The sequence below is a fragment of the Glutamicibacter sp. NPDC090743 genome, assembly GCF_044769125.1.
GTDB lineage: Bacteria > Actinomycetota > Actinomycetes > Actinomycetales > Micrococcaceae > Glutamicibacter.
The window spans coordinates 370,489-389,676 of record NZ_JBIVXE010000003.1; the positions used below are offsets into that span (position 1 = coordinate 370,489).

Sequence of the window (19,188 nt, forward strand, 5' to 3'; positions counted from 1 at the left end):
TCCTAGCCGCCGATGTTCACCACAATGCCGTCGCGTCCGGCATTCGCCTGTGGCATGGCAGCCCAAGCGATGGAACGTTCGGAACCGAGCACCAGCTGGGCCAGGTAAGCGTTGGCATCTGTCGAGAAGATGACTGCTTGGGCATCTTCGGAGACAGATTTCGGATCAAAGACAACATTCTGCCCGGCCTTGATCTGGAGTTTCTTCGGTTCCTCCAGCTTGCCGTCCTTATTAACCACCACTGCTTCCACCGCTGAGTCTGCAGCTACGGCGGCGATGGCGAATTTCCCAGTGCCATTAGCCGACAGCGGCATGGCCTGCGTACCGGCTAGCGCGTTGGAGCTCACCGCCCAGGCAGTGTCCGAGGAGTCCTTCGGGTCCGCACCGCGAACCATCTTCACCGCTGCGGTGACCGGAGCATCGGACTCGACAACTACCGTGTAATAGCCACCAGCCAGCTGGGTCAGATCCACAATCTTCGTCGCGTCGGAGTCGACGGCGAGGTTATCGTCGAAGCTGGCGGCGACTTCGCCGTCTTCGCCCAGGACCTTCACCTTGAATCCAGCGCCCGAGGAGCCTGTTGCCGCAACGTGCAGCTGTGGAACCAACGACTTGTTGTCCTTGCTGAGCTTGGAAATATTCTCCTTGCTCTCGATCCACACTCCCGGAATCACCTGGCTATTGGAAGCCGTCGCGTTGGCGCTGACCAGTTCAACACCCGACGGGGTCAAACCGCGCAGGGCGGCCTGTTGGACCGATGCAGTGATTTTTCCGCCAACACTCGTGATTTCAGCCGAAACAGAATTCAGGTTCTGCGCGTAGCCGCCGAGCACGATGGCCCGGCTCTCCCCCGCTGCCAGGACAATGTTCTGCAGCGTCGAGGTGTCGATCAAGCCGTCTGGACCTCGAAGCCGCAGGGATACCTGGGCAGTGGTATGCGTTGGGTTGGCCAAATGCATCACGCTGGTGGATCCGGTACTTGTCTGCAGGCCGGTGAATCGCCAGTTGGACGCCGGGGCCTGGCACGTTGCGGCAGCAAGCCCTGCCAGGTCGCCATCCTTGGCTTGGTAGCTGCGCACGGCGCTGCCCTTCGAAGCGAGTTCGCCCAGTGGCTGCAAGGTGTAGACCTGGGCGTCATCGATATCGTTGGCAGTTGAAACCTTGCTGGCGCGGCCGGTCAGGCCCGCATCATCAGCGCCACGGGCCTCGGCAGCTTCATCCTCAGCGATGCGTCCAGTCAGCTCATGCGCGCCGCTGCCATCGAGCTTGCTGAAGGAGGAGCCCGGAATGCGCTTGGCCAGATCCGAAACGGCAATGCTGCGCAGGTTGCTGGAAATGTCCTTGGCACCTGGCGCAAACTGCGCATCGGTGCCTTCCACGCCCTTGAGCAGCTGCGGGGTTGCCGAGCAAACGCTGCTGGAGTCACCTGCGGGCAGGTTCGTCACGGCAGCTGGCAACGACTTTTCGGCCGGTGCCGGGGCAAAAATTGATCCGGCACCCACTGCAGCGCCGGCAGCCGCAACGGCAACCAGGCTGAGCAGAACCGCTCCGGTCTTCTTGCGCGTCGGCGCGGCTGCCGCATCCTTGGAGGCCGCGGCGCGGGCCTTGTCCAGCTTCTGGCGACGCTTCGAGACGTTGCCGTCAGCCGATTCCGCCTGCGGCCCGGCTGCAGGCGCAGCCAGCGCACTGGCAGCGGCAAGTTCTTCCTTCGCGGCGTTCCGCGCACGAACCTTCTCCAGCCGATGGCGGCGCTTGGCAGCCTTCGGATCTTCCGGTTCTGATGCCTTTGCGGCTTCTTCTCCAGGCTTCGGGCCGTCCGGCTGGTTCTTCTCAGCCTTGGTGGAACCAGCGCCCGCTGCGGCACCAGTGGCTGCCACGCCTGCAACTTGCGCAGCTGCGCCTTGCTGCCCCGAGGAGTCCCCGGCATCGTTCTGCTTCCCGGAAGCCCTAGCCGCTTCTGCGGCCGGCGGCTTGACTGGTTCGGGAACAACTACAGGGTCTTGGGCTGCAGGCTTCTTCGGTCCAGCGTCCTGGGCGGCACCAGGCCCCGTCTTGCTTCCAGCCGCGGCTGGGCCGGCGTTCTTGACAGGCTCGGCGCCCTGGGAGTGTTCCGGCTGCGCAGCTGCATCAGTGGTGCCCGCGGCGGCTGCATCAGCTGCAGGCAGTTTGGCGTGCGCAGCCTCGGGCTGCTCCGATCCGGCTTGAACGGAGTCCGGCTTGGGAGCCGGCTTCTGTTCCGCCGGTTCGCCTTGAGCCTTCGACTGGGCAGCCTGCGCGGTGGGCACCGTTTCCTTGGCGTCCTTGTTCCCTGACTTCGCCTCAGGCTGCGGCTTTGCCTTTGGTTCTTCCCGCTGAGCGGCCTTGGCTTCAGCCTTCGCCGCTTTCTCGGCGTTCTTCGCTTCGGCCTTGGACCGGGCCTGGGCTTCCTTGGCGCGGGCCTTGTCCAATTTGGCATCGACCTTGGCCCGGGCCTTGGCAGCCTTTGTCTCAGCACGCGATAGTGTCGCCGACACTGGGGTGGTGTCCTTGGCTTCTGGTTGCGCGGAGGCCGGTTTCGGGGCCGGGGTCTGTTCAGTTGGCTTGTCAGCAGAATCCGCTGAGTTCACGTTCTTCTCGTCGCTCACTACTTCTTCTCCTGCTCGGCATCGGCGTCCGAAATCCGGTCGCTGAGCTTCGGGGTCAAGTTCTCACGCATCTCGCTGGCGCGTTCGCGTGCCTCGCGTCGGCTCAGTGGCATGGTGCCGGTAGCCGGGCTCTGGACTTCGGCGGCCGCCAAAACGGCCGAGCCGTCGGCGAGTTCTTCATTTTCGTCGCGTGGTTCACGGAAGCGGTATTCGTTGTTGCGGTAGTTGGCGAATCGCCGCGCGCTTGGCACCGGAATGGCCAAGAGGACGGTAATCAGCAGAACTATCGCGCTGAGCACCAGAACCGGTATGGCCGTGGAGTCCTTGTGCGACAACGTCAGCTTGCCGCCCTCGGCAGGAAGCTCGTAAGCCTGGGCCCATCGAGTTTCCGAATCCTCGGGATAGGACACCGAACGCAGGGATTCGCCATCAACGCTGGCCCGCAGCTTCGGATCCGACGCTGTTGCAAGGACCAGGGTCCGCTTGGCATCAGAAGCCGGAATTTCCAGATTGGCGATCTTGCCACGCTGGGTCGGCAATACGCTCACGTCACCGTTTTCAGCGACAACGCGGGCAAATCCAGCGCCCTGATTCTCTTCATCGGCTTCAAAATCCACTCGCCACAACCAGCCGCTGTCGGTCTGGCCGACCGATGCCAGCCCAGTTGCCGCATCCAGGATGCGCACGGTCGCTGGGACAGATTCACCAGTCTCGTTGAGCACGACAAAGCCCACGCCCAAGTCGCGCAGCGATTCGCGCGAATCCAATGCAGACTCGGAGAGCAGCATCGCTACTGCTTTGCTCTGAACCTGCGCGGTGGCAGAAGCTTCATTGCGTTCAGGATCCAGCAGCGGTCCGGTTAGCTGCTTGACCTGCGAGTAGCGGCTGATGCTGTCCAGGGTTTCGCCGGAGCCCGAAACCAACTGGCTGTCGATTTCACCGGAGGAACGCGGGCTGAGCACCAAGGTGCGCTTCTGGAATTCGGAGCGTCCCGCATCGGCTGCCGTGGCAGGCAGGGTGCGAGGCTGGGAGCTGTGCACCTGCTGAGCCGAATTCAGGGAAGTCAGCGTTTCGGACTCCGCGGCAGGATTCAGCTGGGCACCAAGCAGCACGGCGCCGGAAGCGAGAACCGCGATCACGCTGAATGCGGCCATCAGGCTCATCGCCGGACGAGAACCCTGCGTCCGCATCGAGCGCGGCTGATCTTCATGGCGCAGGGCAGCTAGCGCGTTGGCGGCAGCTGCAAGCAATGCAAACATGGCAAAGGAGACGAACGGACCGGTGTAGGCGCTCACCGCGGTGTGCGAGTCCAAGGTGAACGGGACAAAACCGACGGCCCATCCCGCTGCCAGCGACAGGACTGCGCCCCACAGCAGGCGGCGGGAGTTCCGGCGCATGCTGGAACTGTGGCTGAGCGAAGAACTCAAGGTCCCGAAAGCAGCCAGCAAGATGATTGGAGCCCCGACCAGCAGTGCGGCGACCAAAGCCCACGGACCGGCGGGCAGGAAGTCCCAACCCACCAGCGAGGCGTTGGCGTCGAAGGATTCCGGGAAGCCCAGCAGCATCTGCCATGGGGCAGCTGGCGAGAACGCGCGCGCCGCGCCGGGCTCGGTGAACAGCAGCCGCAGATCGCCTAGGCCGGCAAACAGCAGCGGAAGATTCCACACGATTGCAGGCAGCGGGATCCACCACAGGCTGCGTGCGCGGCGCACCGAGAAGATGGCCAAAACGTAAATCAGGATGCTGGCGGTCAGGAAGAATGAAACGGAACCGGCGGAGATTACCCAGAGCAGCAAGGCGGCGCTAGCCGAAGCGGTCCATGCGGATACGGATTGCTGCTTCGGGTTCTTGGGCTTCGCGCCTTCGATGGCCACATGGGCATTCATGGCACGGATAATTGCCAGGAAGAACAGCGGCAGCAAGATGTGGATCAATACTGAGCCGACTCGTCCCGAGGCCAGCGAAGAGACCAGCGAAGGCAATAGGGCCCAGATCAATGCGGCGAAGAACCGGACAGCACGCGAACGGCTCACCGCGCCAATGCCCCACCACGCGGTCAGGGCGGCCAACGGCATCGCGGCGAAGAAGAGATAGATCGAAGCTTCGTTGGCATGGTTGAAAGTCACCAGCGAGAAAAGCCAGAACAGCACATCGGAGTTATCCGGCGGAGCGCTCAATCCGGTGGTGATGTTCTGCCACCACGATAGGGCGTTGGCGCCGATTTCCTGGTTGCTGTTGGACAGCGGGCGCAGCGCGCCGCCGGACAAAGCAGTGGATCCAAGCAGGCTGCGCCAAGCAACCAGCGAAGCGGCCCCGGAGAGCAAGAGCGCCAGAATCAGCGAGAGTACCGCGGTGGTGCGCGGCGGACGGGCGATTCGCACGAAGTCGGAGAAGTTGTCACCGCTAGGTTCAACCATCGCGTCGGCGCCACTGCCATCCCCGTAGACCTCGCCGTCGGCACGCCCGGTATTCACATTGCGGCGGTATTCGCGCACCTGTGCGCCGGAGACCATCAGCTTGCGGACCTGGCGGCGTGGAATTTCGCGGATCTGGGCGACGTTGCGACGTGAAGCGGCCAGCTTGCCCGGGGAGAACAGTCCGCGCAGGACCGAAGCCAGGTGGCTGAAGCCATGGCCCGGGTCCTTGGCCAGCAATGCTACGAGGAAGTGGCCGATGCCGCCGAGCAGCAATCCAATCCACAAAAACGGCAGTTCCAAAGGCGAAGCGAACTTCAAGCGCTGGAAGACTTCCGAGCGCTTGGCTTCGCGCGGGCCTGCCAGCGAGTCGACAACCTCGACTTGGTGGTACATCTTGGCACTTGGCACCACGACCACGCGGTGACCGGCCAGGCGGTTGCGCCAGCATAGGTCCACGTCGTCGCCACGGCCCGGAATTGCCGGGTCGAATCCGCCCAGCTGCTCAAAGACCTCGCGCCGGATAAACATGCCGGCCGAGGACACGGCGAAGTAATCGCTTCGTCCGTCGTACTGCCCCTGGTCGACTTCGTCGATATCGATCATGGTCAGGCGCTGGGCCTTGCGGTCCACGCTCAACCCCACCTCGACCAGATGGCGCGGGTTATCGATGTCCAGCAGCTTGCAACCGGCAATGGATACCGATTCGGAGGCCTCAACGGTCCGAGTCAGCTGTTCCAGCGCGTCGGGAGCAGGCATGGAGTCATCGTGGATAATCCATAGCCATTCATCACGGTCCGAACGCGCTTCAGGAAGTTGCGACACCGCTACTTCCAGCGACAGCCCCAGGGATCCTTCATCGGCCACCAGCAAGGCGGAGTTGGACGGCAAGTTCGCCCGCAGGACCTCTAGCGATGCGTCAGAGGACGAAGCGTCAACTCCGACGAAGCGTTCGATAGGCCGGGACTGGTTTCGCAGTGCGGCCAAAGTGCGTGGTAAAAAGTCAGCGCCATCGTGCGAAGCAACGATGGCGGTGACGTGAATTGGCGGACGAATTAGATTGCTCGTTTCCGTAGACGGCGACGTTCGCGCTCTGAGAGCCCTCCCCAGATTCCGAAGCGCTCGTCATTGCTCAAGGCATATTCTAGACATTCCGAACGGACAACACATGCGCCGCAGACGCGTTTCGCGTCGCGAGTCGATCCGCCCTTTTCAGGGAAGAACGCTTCGGGGTCAGTCTGTGCGCACAGAGCACGGGCCTGCCAGCCCAGCTCGCCCTCGTCAACTTCGCCGCCAACACCAAGCCAAACTGCCTTGATGGTTTCGCGCACTTCGTCATCCTCGTCGAGCTCAGGAGCCCACGAGCCAACCGAGGAGATTTCTTCGGTGTCGGATAACGTGTCGTGCTCTTTCAGGAAGCTGTCGGCCGCGGTCTCCAGATCGGCTGCAACTGCAACCCGTTCGGACTCACCGGCTTGAGGATCGACAAACCAGTCGGATGGTGCGTCCTCCAGCCCATATTGAGCCGACGCAACAGCCGAGGTCGAAAATTCGGAGTACCCCTGCTCCAGATTCGCCATGGTGATGTTGACCTTTCGATTGGTTTGAGGAGATCGGGCCGTCATTGCTCCCGATCCATCCGGCAGCATTTATTCCATCGAACTAGCGAAAAGTGATGAACCTGCCCGGACTCACCATCTAATTACAGCCGTGTAACTCCGCTAGAGTCAAGCGGGGAGGTCATTCTAAGAAGAGTTCTCAGGAAACTCCCGGCACAACACGCCGTCAAAAGACGCACATGAGGTGGGCGAGTCCCGTCTTGGCTGAATTCTCGGTGAATTCTCAGTAATTAAATTTAAGGACATCCAGTGAGCAATAGCCTACAATCACGAACATTTGTCGAGAATCTTCTCGCGCCGCGACGCAGTTCAGCCTCCCCATGGCTCACCTGGTACTCCGTCGGCGGGGAACGCATCGAGCTGTCCGGACGGGTATTTGACAATTGGGTCGCTAAAAGCGCCAATCTCTTGGGCGAGGTTTTCGACCTCGATGAAGACTCGATCGTGGTGCTCGATTTGCCGGCGCATTGGAAGTCCCTGGTCGTGGCCCTGGCCGCGCTGCACCATGGCGCCACGCTGGTCGATGCTGGGCATGATGATGCACAGCAGGCATCGGTGTGGGTGACAGCCCAACCGGATGATGAGCGCATCCCCAGCAGCTCTGAAATCCTTGCCGTGAACCCGGCAGCTCTCGCGCTGTCCTTCGGCTCGGATCTCGGCCCTGTCGCAGAAGACTTCAATGCCTCCGTGCGTACCTACGGGGATCAGTTCTATCCCTCGCCAGTAACTGGTGATGCCTCAGCCATCGCAACCAATGGTGACGCCCCGGTCAGCCTTGCTGCGTTATTCGATACCGAAGCTAAGGCGCAAGGAACAATTCTAGTGCGTGCGCAGCAACCCGTGCTCTCCTTGCTGCCCTTCGCCATTGGCCAGTGGGCAGCGGGTGACGGAATTGTGCTAGTAGAAGACGGGATGGAAGTGACCCAGCGCCTGCGCGACGGCGAACGCATTAACTTCGATTACCAACCAGCGGATTAGCGAGCCACCGTCGGTACCGTGCCGGTATCGGCCTGGCCAGCGGAATGCGCTGCGTCAGCGCCGGTATCGGCCTTGTGATTGCCCAGAACTTCGTGGTCGTGGGCGAATTCTTCCTCCGCATCCATCGCGCTGCCGAAGACCCAGAAACGGTAGGCGAAGAAACGGAAGATGGTGCCGAGCACCAAGCCGACTACCGAACCGGCAATGAACACCGAAGTCGGATCGGTCAAGCCCAACCAGTATTTGGTGACCCATACGCAGGCCGCGGCAATGCCCAATCCGATGGCATTCATGATGATGAACATCACGAGTTCGCGCACCACATTGGCCTGGCGGCGGTGGCGGAAGGTCCAGTAGCGGTTGGCCACCCAAGAGAACATCGTCGCGACGACGCCAGCAATGATTTTCGCTTTAACCTGGGAATCGCTCATGGAACCGTGCAGGAGCCAGACGTAGATCCCCGAGTCGATGATGAACGCAACGCCACCGACGACGCCGAACTTCGCCACCTCGCGCCACAGCAACGAGATGAGTCCGGCTATTTTGAGTTTGATGCGCTCGAGCAATTGTCCTCCAGGGAATATTGTTCCCGTCTGGCTAGCAGTAACAAGGCGCGCTAAGCACTACGAGAAGCGCGCGATCTTGCTATTTTATCGGCACTTTCTGGAAATTGACCGAATTGTGAGAGTAATCAGACAACGCGTATGCGATTCTCAACGTCGCTTTCGATACCCTTGTAATCGTGAGCTTTCCAAAAATTGGTGTGATTGGTGGCGGGCAGCTAGCCCGAATGATGGCCCCCGAGGCCCTGAACCTAGGTTTCGAACTGCATGTTCTTGCCGAAGGTCCTGATGTTTCGGCTGCGCGAAGCGTTCCCGACGCTCCTGTAGGCGACTACAAAGACCTCGAAACCCTGCGTGAATTCGCCAAGGGCAAGGACGTTGTCACCTTTGACCACGAGCACGTGCCCAACGAATTCTTGACCACCCTGATCGATGAGGGCATCAACATCCAGCCCCGTCCGGCTGCGCTGATCCATGCCCAGGACAAGCTGGTCATGCGCGAGGCCATCGAACGCCTCGGACTTCCGAACCCTGCGTGGGCCAAGGTTGACGATGTCGATGCCCTGATCGCTTTCGGTGAGCAGACCGGCTGGCCCATTGTGCTCAAGACCCCGCGCGGCGGCTACGACGGCAAGGGCGTGCGCATGCTGGACAATGCCCAAGACGCCAAGGATTCCGCCGACTGGTTCGCCCATGGCCCGCTGCTGGCCGAGGACAAGGTCGAGTTCTCCCGCGAACTTTCCGCGTTGGTAGCCCGCACCCCTTCAGGCGAGGCCAAGGCTTGGCCCGTGGTCCACACCATCCAGGTTGATGGAGTCTGCGATGAAGTGATCGCGCCTGCCCAGGATATTGACGAAGCCACCGCGGCCACCGCAGCCGATGCGGCCTTGCGCATCGCCGAAGAATTCGGCGTCACCGGAGTCATGGCCGCAGAGCTCTTTGAAACCCCGGGTTCAGGAGCCGGTTTCGTGATCAACGAACTGGCCATGCGCCCGCACAACACCGGCCACTGGACCATGAACGGTTCGGTCACCAGCCAATTCGAGCAGCACCTGCGTGCGGTTCTGGATCTGCCGCTGGGCGAAACCCGCGAGCTGGGCGTGACTGTGATGAAGAACTATCTCGGCGGCGCCAACCAGGACCTCTACTCGGCTTTCCAAGCCGCCTTGGCCGCCGCGCCAGAAGTCAAAGTCCATGCCTACGGCAAGTCCGTGCGCCCGGGCCGCAAGATCGGCCACGTCAACGTTGTGGCTAACGCCGGGCAAAGCGTAGATGAACTTCGTTCGCAGGCCAATAAGGTTGCCGCGCTCATCCGCGACGGCATCGAAGCCGCCGTCTAGACTTTATTTTGATCAAGAGCCGCTGCCGCGTACCGGGCAGCGGCTCTTACTAGAACACCGCAAGGAAATATCTCATGTCTGAAGCACCACTGGTCGGCCTCGTAATGGGTTCTGATTCCGATTGGCCGGTCATGCGCCTGGCCGCACAGGCACTGGCCGAATTCGGAATCCCTTTTGAAGCGGACGTCGTTTCGGCGCACCGCATGCCAGAAGAAATGATCGATTACGGCAAGAAAGCCCACGAACGCGGACTGCGCGCAATCATCGCCGGCGCAGGCGGTGCAGCGCATCTTCCGGGCATGCTTGCAGCTGTTACACCGCTGCCGGTGATCGGAGTTCCAGTTCCACTGGCTAAACTAGATGGAATGGACTCCCTGCTCTCCATCGTCCAGATGCCTGCAGGAGTCCCCGTAGCAACTGTTTCCATTGGCGGAGCACGCAATGCCGGCCTGCTGGCTGTGCGCATGCTCGCAGCGGGAACCGATGAGCTAGCCGAATCGTTACAGGTAAAGTTGCTTCAGTTTGCAGATTCACTGCGCGAGCAAGCCCATGCCAAGGGTTCGGCTTTGCGCGCTGAAGTTGCCAACGAGAATTTCGCTTCCTAGGGAAAGTCCAAAAGTACATGGGTTCTGCCAGTCACCGCGCACCAAGTCCGTTGCGCCAGCCAGAGACCATCAGCTCTCCGCAGCGCAGCAAGCGGGCTCTGATCCTGGTCCTGCTGACCATCTTCTTCCCCGGCGGCGCTCAGCTGGTCGCGGGAAATCGCAAGCTTGGACGGATCGCAGTGTCCATCACCATGGCCTGCTGGCTGGCCATTCTTGCGCTGGTTGCCCTGTACTTCATTGATCGTTCGATCATTCTCGGCTGGGTTGCCCACCCGAACTTCCAGCTGTTCCTGATCATCGTGCTCGGCACGCTGGCCCTGGGCTGGCTGATCATGTTCACCAACACCTTGGTGATTATCCGGCCCAAGCTGCTGGCCCCTGGCATGCGTGCCATCGTTACCATTTTCACCCTGGCAGCCGTGGTGGCCACCAGCGGTGTCTTCATCTACGGCGCCTCGCTGCTGAATACCGGACGCGAAACCATTGTGGCCGTATTCGATGAAGGACCCGCCTTCGAGCCAGTCGACGGGCGCTACAACATCGCAGTGTTCGGTGCCGACTCCGGTGCCAACCGCGAAGGCGTCCGCACCGACGTTGCGGCTCTGCTTTCTGTTGATGCCAAAACCGGCAAGAGCCTGCTGATCTCGGTGCCGCGCAACTTCCAGAGCGCACGCTTCGCCCCGGGCTCGCCCATGGAGAAGATCTGGCCCGAAGGCTACAACTGCGGCGACGAATGCATCTTCAACGCCATCTACCGCAATGCCGAAACCGAGCACGCGGATGCTTTCCCCGAGACCGTGAAGAACGTCGGCGCGCAAGCTGCCATGGACGCGCTGGAAGGCACCACGGGGCTCCCTGTCCAGGGCTACGTCATGATCAACATGGCCGGGTTCGAGCAGTTTGTCGACGCATTGGGCGGGGTCACCATCGACTCCGGCGGATGGGTTCCCTACAACGGGAAATACCACGAAAACAGCACCGTGCGCACGCACTGGTTCGCACCGGGCACCCACGAATTCACCGGCAAGCAGGCATTGTGGTTTGCTCGCTCACGCGACTTCACCGATGACTACCACCGCATCAAGCGCCAGCAGTGCTTGCAGCAGGGAATTATCAAGCAGTTCAAGCCGCAAACGATCCTGAGCAATTTCACTTCGATCATGTCCGCCGGTGAACAGCTCGTTGAAACCGACATTCCAGCAGGTCAGCTCGGTTCCTTCGTATCCCTGGCCGAGAAGGTCTCCAAGGAGCCGATGGCCCGCTTGACCCTCGGTGCGCCGGACTTCGAACGCAGCTTCTCCACCTACCCCGACTTCGACAAGCTGCAAGAGCGTATCCAGACGTTGATCGCAAAGCAGAACGAGCCGGAGAAGAAGAAGGAAAAGAAGAAGGACAATCCTGAAAAGAGCGAGGACACCTCCAAGTCCTCGGCTCCGGAAGAAACAACCCAGGCTTCCGAAGAAGCGCCGGAAACCACTGACGTGAACAATGCTCCGAAGCTGTCGAAAGAGGACAGCCCGGAATTCACCCAGCCAGATGGCAGCCCGATCACCGAAGAGTACTTGGTGCAATTGGAAATGGCCGGCTACCGCACGTTGATTTCAGAGATCGCGGCCAATAACGACGAATGCTCGGTTCCGTAAACGGTTAAGACCCCCCGACCGCCATGCGACCCAACTACCGCTCCTGAAAGGCTATGGTCAAAAGACGTGTTCGAGTTGAAAAACGCGATTAGGGACTACCACTGGGGATCTGCTTCGCAGATTTCCGATCTGCTCGATCTGCCCGCGGAAACCACCCCGCAGGCCGAGATGTGGCTCGGTGCCCATCCCGGGTGCCCGAGCCGGATCTCCGATAGCGGGACAGCGCTCAATGATTTCATCGCCGAGGATCCAGAGCACATACTGGGTTCAGCAGTCGCCCAGCGCTACGGACGTCTGCCCTACCTGTTCAAGGTGCTCTCGGCGACCCAGCCGCTGTCGATCCAGACGCACCCCACGCTGAAGCAGGCCCAAGAGCGTTTCGCCCAGGAAAACGCGGACGGCAAGCCTTTGGATGCTGCTGACCGCAACTACCGCGATGACAACCACAAGCCGGAGATGCTCTTTGCCCTCACCGACTTCGTGGCGCTATCGGGCTTCCGCCAACCAGCGCAGATTGTTGAAGACCTGCAGATCCTGGCCGCGCACCTGCCGGACTCGGCGCATGCCCCGATAGGCCAGCTGCTCGATCTGCTGCAGGGCACCGATCCGCTGGCCCGGACTTTCAAGCATGTGCTGACCGCGGGGGAGGAAATTTCCCAGCTGGTAGCGCAGATCAGCGAAGCAGTGGCAGGCAGCCCCGAATTGCACGGCAATGCCCATTTCGCCGAGCTAGCCTCGATCAACAAAATCTATCCTGGCGATCCGGGGGTCTTGGTCGCCCTGCTGCTGAATCTGATCTTCCTGGAACCTGGCCAGGCCATCAGCCTGGGTGCCGGCAACGTCCACGCCTACCTGCGCGGTTTGGGAATCGAGGTCATGGCCAATTCGGATAATGTGCTGCGTGGAGGCCTGACCAGCAAGCATATCGATGTTCCCGAACTGCTGGACGTCACCATTGCCGCCCCCTCCCCTGCCCCGATCCTGGAGCCGGTGGCCCTTGATACCCATGACCGCTTGTACAAGCCCGACTTCGAAGAGTTCCAGCTGCAGGTACTCGATCCCATAGAGCCGGGCCTTGCCGCTGATCTGCAGCTGCACGGTGCCGCAGTGCTGCTGTGCACCGCCGGTGAGTTCCTGGTAGCCACGCGTGAAGGCGAACGCAGCATCAGCCGCGGGCAGTCGTTGTTCCTCACCGCGTCCGAACTGCCAGCCACCGCCATCTTGCAGGGCACCGTTCCGGGCCAGCTCTTCGCAGCCAGCGCCCAGATCGACTAGCCGCACTGCCCTGAGGCCCTTCGTGGCACTATAGGGGACAAACGCAAAACTGCGAGCCATGGACTTGAATCAAGTCCATGGCTCGCAGTTTTGCAATCAGATGCGGATTAGCGGGTGTAGGCTTCCCACTTATCCTGGTGGTGCTCACCCTCGACGAAGCGGATGGTGCCGGACTTGGCACGCATGACGATCGACTGGGTGTGGATGCGGTTGTCCTTGTAGCGGACACCGCGCAGCAGGTCGCCATCGGTGATGCCGGTCGCTGCGAAGTAGCAGTTATCCGAGGTCACCAAGTCGTTAGTGGTCAGCACGCGGCCCAATTCGTGGCCGGCGTCGATGGCCTTCTGCTTCTCGTCGTCATCAGTTGGCCACAGGCGGCCCTGGATCACGCCGCCCAGCGCCTTGATAGCGCAGGCGGTCACGATGCCTTCAGGGGTGCCGCCGACACCCATCAGCGCGTCAACGCCGGTGCCTTCGCGGGTTGCGGCGATGGCGCCGGCAACGTCACCGTCCATAATCAGCTTGGTGCGGGCACCAGCCGCGCGGATCTCCTCGATCAGGCCAGCGTGGCGTGGGCGGTCCAGGATGGTCACAGTCACCTGGCTGACCTTCTTGCCCTTGGCCTTGGCGATCAGGTGCAGGTTCTGCTTCACTGGCAGGCGGAGGTCAACGAGCTCGGCTGCCTCTGGCCCGGTGACCAGCTTCTCCATGTAGAACACGGCGGAGGGGTCGAACATCGAACCGCGGTCGGCGACGGCCAACACGGACAGGGCGTTGTTCAGGCCCAGTGCGGTCAGACGGGTTCCGTCAATCGGGTCGACTGCGACGTCGCATTCGGCGCCGGTGCCGCTGCCAACCTGTTCTCCGTTGAACAGCATTGGAGCTTCGTCTTTTTCACCTTCGCCAATCACGACAACGCCGTTGAAGTTCACGGTGGACAGCAAGCCGCGCATGGCGTCGACTGCGGCACCGTCTGCGGCATTCTTGTCACCGAATCCGACCCACGGCGAGGAAGCGATGGCTGCCGCTTCGGTTGCACGCACCAGCTCCAGTGCTAGGTTGCGGTCCGGCTCCGCGTCGGAAACCGACAGTCGCGGAGAAAGGTGGGCATAATTGTTCTTTTCGGTCACGAAAGATCCCATCACTGAGTCGTAGTCATTGCGCCTATGCAAACAAGGACATTCTATCCTCTAGAGTTTTCGCTTTACAGTTCGTGTCGGGAGTGCCTGCTCATAGTTCGACGTGCGTTTGGGCACTCTGGTTCGAATTCCACAGAATCTTCGGGGAGAATGGAAGGCGTGCAACCTGAGAAGAACACCGAGAACAGCGTCCCGGCTACCGGCAACACGGCCAACGGTACCGAGACGCCTGCTGCGTCCCCTCGAAGCCTCGACGATCCGAATGCCACCTTCGAGGATCTGCCGTACAAGCCGCAGCTCACCGAGAAGCAGGCCAAGCGCGCGAACCAGACCTTCAAGGGCATGGTGCTGTCCATCGGCTTCACGGTTGCCATACTCATTCCGGTGCTCATGCTCAACCCGCCGCCCAAGGACGACGCGTTTGAAAGCGACGTCAACCTGCAGGCCACCGCGGAACAGACGGAACAGATTTCTGGCTTTGAGATCTTCGCCCCGGAACTGGGCGACAAGGCATATGCGAACTTCGCTCGCTGGCAGGCTAACACTGCACAGGGAGTGCCCTATTGGGAATGCGGCCTCGTCTTCGAAGACAAGAACTTCGTGTGGGTTCGCCAAGCTGCTGACGCCAACCCGACCTGGATAGCCCTGATCACCGATGCGGCGACACCAACCGAAACTCGCACCATCGGCGGAGCGCAGTGGGAAGTGCGCACCAAGGACCAGAGCACGTACCTGATCTCCGAGTTCAAGGACTCCACCGTCGTACTTTCCAGTGACACCTCGGCCGAACAGCTGAACAGTGTTGCCGAACAGGTCGCTAGCGAGCTGGATTAAGTCACGTTCACGGGAAAAGCCAGTCATATATTCGATATTCGAACAGCATCCCGTAGAATCTGAGTCATGCTCTCTGAATCAACACAACTGACCCTGACGCCTAAAGAGGCTTGGGAAAAGCTCAGCGCCGGCAATTTCCGTTTCGTCAACGAAGATACCCAGCACCCCAACCAGGACAGTGCTCGACGGCAGAAGTTGATCTCCGGCCAGGAACCTTTCGCTGTCATCTTCGGCTGCTCTGATTCCCGCCTTGCGGCAGAGATCATTTTCGATGTGGGTTTGGGCGACATGTTCGTGGTGCGTACCGCAGGCCACGTCCTGGATCCGGCAAGCCTCGGTTCATTGGAATTCGCCGTTGACGCCCTGAACGTGCCGTTGATCGTCATCCTCGGGCATAACTCCTGCGGTGCGATTACCAGCGCCATCCAGGCCAAGGAAACTGGCAACATGCCCAAGGGCTTCGTTCGCGACCTGGTCGAGCACATCACCCCTTCAGTCCATGCCGCCGAACGCAAGGGCATCACCGACGTGAACGGCACCGTTGTCGAGCACGTCAAGCAGACCACCGACCGCCTCGTCGACCTGTCCAGCATCATCGCGCTGGCCATCGAAGAGGGCCGCACCGCGGTCGCCGGCGTTGCCTACCACCTGCACGATGGCCGTGCCCAGCTGGTCTCCAGCCTGGGCCTCGACTAGAAGCTCCAAGCTTCAGGAAAAGCCTTGTAAAACGGCTTTTATTCCCAATTCGGTGAAGCGTCACTGTTGGTTGTGATGTTTACGTCAGAGACCTGTCATTCGATGACGGTTCGGGCGTACTCTGGGCTCATGACTAACAGTGACGATTTCCGTATCGAACATGACACCATGGGCGAAGTCCGAGTTCCGGCTCAGGCCCTGTACCGCGCGCAAACCCAGCGTGCCGTCGATAATTTCCCGATCTCGGGCAAGACCTTGGAATCCTCGCATATCAAGGCCCTGGCCCAGGTCAAGAAGGCCGCCGCACGAGCCAACCTGGCGCTCGGCGTTCTCGACGAAGAACGCGCTGAGGCCATTGTGGCCGCAGCCGATCAGGTCGCTACCGGGCAATACGACGAGCACTTCCCCATCGACGTATTCCAGACCGGTTCCGGAACCAGCTCGAATATGAACACCAACGAAGTTCTCGCCGAATTGGCCACCCGTGCCTTGAAGGCCCGGGACAGCGGCACCGAGGTCCACCCGAACGACCACGTGAACGCCTCGCAATCTTCCAACGACGTCTTCCCGACGTCCGTGCATGTTGCCGCCACCGGAGCTCTGCTCAATGACCTGGTCCCGGCCCTCGGAACCTTGGCTTCCTCGCTGGAGGCGAAGTCCGCCGAGTTCAAGGATGTGGTCAAATCCGGCCGCACCCACCTGATGGATGCCACCCCAGTCACCCTTGGCCAGGAATTTGGCGGCTACGCAGCACAGGTACGCTACGGCATTGAACGCATCGAAGCGGCCCTGCCACGCGTTGCCGAAGTTCCCCTGGGCGGCACCGCGGTAGGCACCGGCATCAACACCCCAGACGGCTTCCCGCAGCAGGTCATCGAGTTCCTGCGCGAAGACACCGGCCTGCCCATCACCGAGGCGCGCAACCATTTCGAAGCACAGGCCAACCGCGACGGACTGGTCGAGGCCTCCGCAGCTTTGCGCACCATCGCTATCTCGTTGATAAAGATCGCCAATGACCTACGGTGGATGGGCTCCGGCCCCAACACCGGCTTGGGAGAAATTGCGATCCCTGATCTGCAGCCAGGATCCTCCATCATGCCCGGCAAGGTCAACCCGGTCATTTCGGAGGCAACCATCCAGGTAGCAGCCCAGGTCATCGGCAACGACACCGCCATCGCTTGGGCCGGAACCAACGGCGCCTTCGAGCTGAACGTGGGCATCCCGGTCATGGCCTCCAACCTGCTCGAATCCATTCGCCTGCTGTCCAGCACCTCAACGGTGATGGCCGAAAAGATGATCGACGGCATCAAGGCCAATGTGGAACGCGCGCGCTTCCTGGCCGAGGCTTCCCCATCGATTGTCACCCCGCTGAATAAGCTGATCGGCTATGAAAACGCAGCCAAGATCGCCAAGAAGGCTGTTGCCGAGGGGCTGACCGTACGCGAAGCAACCATCGCTTTGGGCTTCGTTGAACGCGGTGAAGTCACCGAGGAACAGCTCGATCAGCTTCTGGATGTTTCCACCATGGTGGGCAAGCACTAATTCCCAGGCGCTCCACCCCTGCTGCTACCGCGGTTCGATGCTCGGCATCGGGTCGCGGTAGCGTACTTTAACCCGGAAAAACAGACTCCTACTTGCCGGTAACATCTGCTAGCCTCCACCTATGACCCGCACCACATCTCGCTCTTTTAAACGTCTTGGCCTCTGGATTTCCGGCACGCTCGTAGTCCTCTTGGCCGCATTCTTCGCTTTTGCTCCCGGCATCGTGGAAAACACCCGCAATAAGATCGAGGCCGCGGGTCTGCCAGCGGTCGGCGACGACGCCTCGGAACTGCATTCGCGCTTGCAGATTGCCGACATGCATGCCGACACCTTGATGTGGGACCGTTCGCTGCTCAAGCGCTCGGACCGCGGCCATGTCGACCTGCCGCGCATGGAAGAAGGCAATGTCGCCCTGCAGGTCTACTCCTCGGTTTCCAAGTCGCCCGTCGGCCAGAATTACGACTCCAATAGCGCCGAATCGGATAACATCACGCTGCTGGGCATTGTCCAGCTGCAACCGCCTCAGACCTGGTTCTCGCTCCTGGAGCGTTCGCGCTACCAGGCCAAGAAACTGCGCGACGACGCCGCCGACTCGCAAGGCACCCTGCGCACCATCACCACCACCGCCGAGCTCGACCAGCTGTTCAAGGACCGCAAGAGCGGCCAGCAGGTCACCGGAGGCCTCTTCTCGGTAGAGGGCCTGCATAATCTTGAGGGCGACGTCAGGAACGTGGATGTCCTGTTCAACGATGGCATGCGCATGGCCGGGTTCACGCACTTCTTCGACAACTCGGTGGCCGGCTCCAAACACGGGGTCGAGAAATCAGGGCTCACCGACCTTGGCCGTGCTGCACTCAAGCGCATGGAAGAGCTGGGGGTCATCGTCGACCTGGCGCATTCCAGCGACGCGGCTTTCAATGAAGTCCTCTCCCTGGCTACTGAACCCGTGGTATTCAGCCACGGCGGTGTCCAAGCCACCTGCGATGTGAACCGGAACCTCACTGACGATCAGATCCAGGCCATAGCCGGGACCGGCGGCGTTATCGGAATTGGCTACTGGGACGCTGCGGTCTGCACCCTGGATGTGGATTCGGTGGTGGATGCGATGGAGCACGTCATCAAGGTCGCAGGAATCGAACACGTCGGTTTGGGCAGCGACTTCGACGGAGCAACTACCGTCGCATGGGATGCCAGCCAGATTGCTGTCATCACCCAGGAACTGATGAATCGCGGCTATTCGGATACGGAAATCGCGGCCATCATGGGCGGAAATACGTTGCGCGTATTCCGCGAGGTGCTTCCAGCGAACTAGCTCAGTTCAATCCAATAGCGTCGCAGGTCCTCGGTGGAGCCGAAGCGGGGCCCGATTTCGGCAACCGGAGTGACGCGTTCGAGGACTCCGCCGCAAGCTTCGATGGTTCGCGCCGAAGCAGTATTGGAGTCGTTGCAGGTAAGCAGGACCCGCGGCAGGCCAAGGCTGCGGGCTTGTTCGAGGGATCCGGCGAGCGCGGTTCTGGCCAGGCGATTGCCACGGGCGCTCGGGCGTATGCCGTAGCCGATGTGCCCGCCGACTTCACGAAGGAAATCATTGCCCAGCTCGTGACGCAAGCTGACCGCGCCCAAGTACTCATCGTCGTGCGCTAGCCACAGGGTGCTTTGCGCAACGAAGCCTTCCGGTGGCGTGAAGTGCGGCTTTTCCAGATCCTTGAGCAGCTGGACCCACCGCGCGAAGTCTTCTGCATTGCGCAGATCCCAACCGTATTTGGCAGCGTAGAAGACCGAGGCCCCGTCCTGCTCCGCCCCCGCCCATTCGGTTGTGCTCCGCATGAAGGAAGCATGCAGTGCGGCAGAAGGTTCAATCAGTCCAATCCCGGTCATGGAGCAAGTCTAAGCTCATGCCGGTGGCATTCACGCAT

15 protein-coding genes are annotated in these 19,188 nt (G+C 61.0%); 9 read left to right on the plus strand and 6 right to left on the minus strand.

Features of this window, described 5'->3' with window-relative positions:
* Window positions 1-2: 2 nt before the first annotated feature.
* From ACIQTS_RS08180 to ACIQTS_RS08190, 3 genes are read right to left on the minus strand one after another with little or no spacing between them, the layout of a single operon-like run.
* The gene (locus ACIQTS_RS08180) at window positions 3-2,624 is read right to left on the minus strand and encodes a DUF5719 family protein (RefSeq protein ID WP_402472575.1); all 2,622 of its coding nucleotides are present in this window, start codon (window positions 2,622-2,624) and stop codon (window positions 3-5) included.
* Entirely contained in the window at window positions 2,624-6,148 is a 3,525-nt protein-coding gene (locus tag ACIQTS_RS08185) for a glycosyltransferase family 2 protein (protein ID WP_402472749.1), read from the minus strand. The genes ACIQTS_RS08180 and ACIQTS_RS08185 overlap by 1 nt, the downstream gene beginning before the upstream one ends.
* Window positions 6,094-6,618, minus strand: a complete 525-nt coding sequence (locus ACIQTS_RS08190) for a WhiB family transcriptional regulator (protein WP_402472751.1) — start codon at window positions 6,616-6,618, stop codon at window positions 6,094-6,096. Before ACIQTS_RS08190 ends, ACIQTS_RS08185 begins: the two co-directional genes overlap by 55 nt.
* A 288-nt stretch (window positions 6,619-6,906) precedes the next feature.
* Here ACIQTS_RS08190 and ACIQTS_RS08195 point away from each other — a divergent pair, with 288 nt between their 5' ends.
* Window positions 6,907-7,635, plus strand: coding sequence for a TIGR03089 family protein (locus ACIQTS_RS08195; RefSeq protein WP_332488459.1), 729 nt, complete (start codon window positions 6,907-6,909; stop codon window positions 7,633-7,635).
* Here the strand turns inward: ACIQTS_RS08195 and ACIQTS_RS08200 are convergent.
* Complete coding sequence (locus tag ACIQTS_RS08200) at window positions 7,632-8,201, minus strand: GtrA family protein (RefSeq protein WP_105657466.1); 570 nt, start codon at window positions 8,199-8,201, stop codon at window positions 7,632-7,634. The two genes, ACIQTS_RS08195 and ACIQTS_RS08200, sit on opposite strands and share 4 nt — an antisense overlap.
* Before the next feature lie 176 nt (window positions 8,202-8,377).
* On the opposite strand from ACIQTS_RS08200, the gene ACIQTS_RS08205 reads away from it, so the two are divergent.
* The 4 genes from ACIQTS_RS08205 (at window position 8,378) to manA (ending at window position 13,061) form a co-directional block, all read left to right on the plus strand.
* Window positions 8,378-9,538, plus strand: coding sequence for a 5-(carboxyamino)imidazole ribonucleotide synthase (locus ACIQTS_RS08205; protein ID WP_402472578.1), 1,161 nt, complete (start codon window positions 8,378-8,380; stop codon window positions 9,536-9,538).
* A 74-nt stretch (window positions 9,539-9,612) separates the two neighbouring features.
* Window positions 9,613-10,143: a 5-(carboxyamino)imidazole ribonucleotide mutase gene (gene purE / locus ACIQTS_RS08210; RefSeq protein ID WP_105657464.1), complete on the plus strand. Its 531-nt coding sequence runs from the start codon at window positions 9,613-9,615 to the stop codon at window positions 10,141-10,143.
* A 17-nt stretch (window positions 10,144-10,160) separates the two neighbouring features.
* Window positions 10,161-11,786 carry an LCP family protein gene (locus ACIQTS_RS08215; RefSeq protein ID WP_332594725.1) on the plus strand — a complete coding sequence of 542 codons (1,626 nt, stop codon included), beginning with the start codon at window positions 10,161-10,163 and terminating at the stop codon, window positions 11,784-11,786.
* 66 nt (window positions 11,787-11,852) lie between these two features.
* A complete protein-coding gene (gene manA / locus ACIQTS_RS08220) occupies window positions 11,853-13,061 on the plus strand; it encodes a mannose-6-phosphate isomerase, class I (RefSeq protein ID WP_402472583.1) in 1,209 nt (402 codons plus the stop codon).
* Between the two features lie 107 nt (window positions 13,062-13,168).
* On the opposite strand, the gene glpX is transcribed toward manA, so the two are convergent.
* The gene (glpX, locus tag ACIQTS_RS08225; protein ID WP_105657461.1) at window positions 13,169-14,203 is read right to left on the minus strand and encodes a class II fructose-bisphosphatase; all 1,035 of its coding nucleotides are present in this window, start codon (window positions 14,201-14,203) and stop codon (window positions 13,169-13,171) included.
* Between the two features lie 156 nt (window positions 14,204-14,359).
* On the opposite strand from glpX, the gene ACIQTS_RS08230 reads away from it, so the two are divergent.
* The 4 genes from ACIQTS_RS08230 to ACIQTS_RS08245 all read left to right on the plus strand — a co-directional run bounded on the left by ACIQTS_RS08230 (window position 14,360) and on the right by ACIQTS_RS08245 (window position 18,584).
* Window positions 14,360-15,034, plus strand: a complete 675-nt coding sequence (locus ACIQTS_RS08230) for a DUF4245 domain-containing protein (RefSeq protein WP_402472586.1) — start codon at window positions 14,360-14,362, stop codon at window positions 15,032-15,034.
* 66 nt (window positions 15,035-15,100) lie between these two features.
* Window positions 15,101-15,730: a carbonic anhydrase gene (locus tag ACIQTS_RS08235; protein WP_400290132.1), complete on the plus strand. Its 630-nt coding sequence runs from the start codon at window positions 15,101-15,103 to the stop codon at window positions 15,728-15,730.
* 129 nt (window positions 15,731-15,859) lie between these two features.
* Window positions 15,860-17,272: a class II fumarate hydratase gene (locus ACIQTS_RS08240; RefSeq protein WP_105657458.1), complete on the plus strand. Its 1,413-nt coding sequence runs from the start codon at window positions 15,860-15,862 to the stop codon at window positions 17,270-17,272.
* A 121-nt stretch (window positions 17,273-17,393) separates the two neighbouring features.
* Window positions 17,394-18,584 (plus strand): dipeptidase, encoded by a 1,191-nt coding sequence (locus tag ACIQTS_RS08245; protein ID WP_402472591.1) that lies wholly within the window; start codon window positions 17,394-17,396, stop codon window positions 18,582-18,584.
* Here the strand turns inward: ACIQTS_RS08245 and ACIQTS_RS08250 are convergent.
* On the minus strand, window positions 18,581-19,150 hold the full coding sequence (locus ACIQTS_RS08250; RefSeq protein WP_402472594.1) for a GNAT family N-acetyltransferase: 570 nt from the start codon (window positions 19,148-19,150) through the stop codon (window positions 18,581-18,583). The genes ACIQTS_RS08245 and ACIQTS_RS08250 overlap by 4 nt on opposite strands.
* Window positions 19,151-19,188 lie beyond the last annotated feature (38 nt).

Bases quoted from the DNA above. Each gene is read 5' to 3' on its own strand.
- ACIQTS_RS08190 (WP_402472751.1), bottom strand. From the start codon at position 6,618: ATGGCGAATCTGGAGCAGGGGTACTCCGAATTTTCGACCTCGGCTGTT.
- purE (WP_105657464.1), top strand. From the start codon at position 9,613: ATGTCTGAAGCACCACTGGTCGGCCTCGTAATGGGTTCTGATTCCGAT.
- ACIQTS_RS08215 (WP_332594725.1), top strand. From the start codon at position 10,161: ATGGGTTCTGCCAGTCACCGCGCACCAAGTCCGTTGCGCCAGCCAGAG.
- glpX (WP_105657461.1), bottom strand. From the start codon at position 14,203: ATGGGATCTTTCGTGACCGAAAAGAACAATTATGCCCACCTTTCTCCG.
- ACIQTS_RS08235 (WP_400290132.1), top strand. From the start codon at position 15,101: ATGCTCTCTGAATCAACACAACTGACCCTGACGCCTAAAGAGGCTTGG.
- ACIQTS_RS08240 (WP_105657458.1), top strand. From the start codon at position 15,860: ATGACTAACAGTGACGATTTCCGTATCGAACATGACACCATGGGCGAA.
- ACIQTS_RS08245 (WP_402472591.1), top strand. From the start codon at position 17,394: ATGACCCGCACCACATCTCGCTCTTTTAAACGTCTTGGCCTCTGGATT.
- ACIQTS_RS08250 (WP_402472594.1), bottom strand. From the start codon at position 19,150: ATGACCGGGATTGGACTGATTGAACCTTCTGCCGCACTGCATGCTTCC.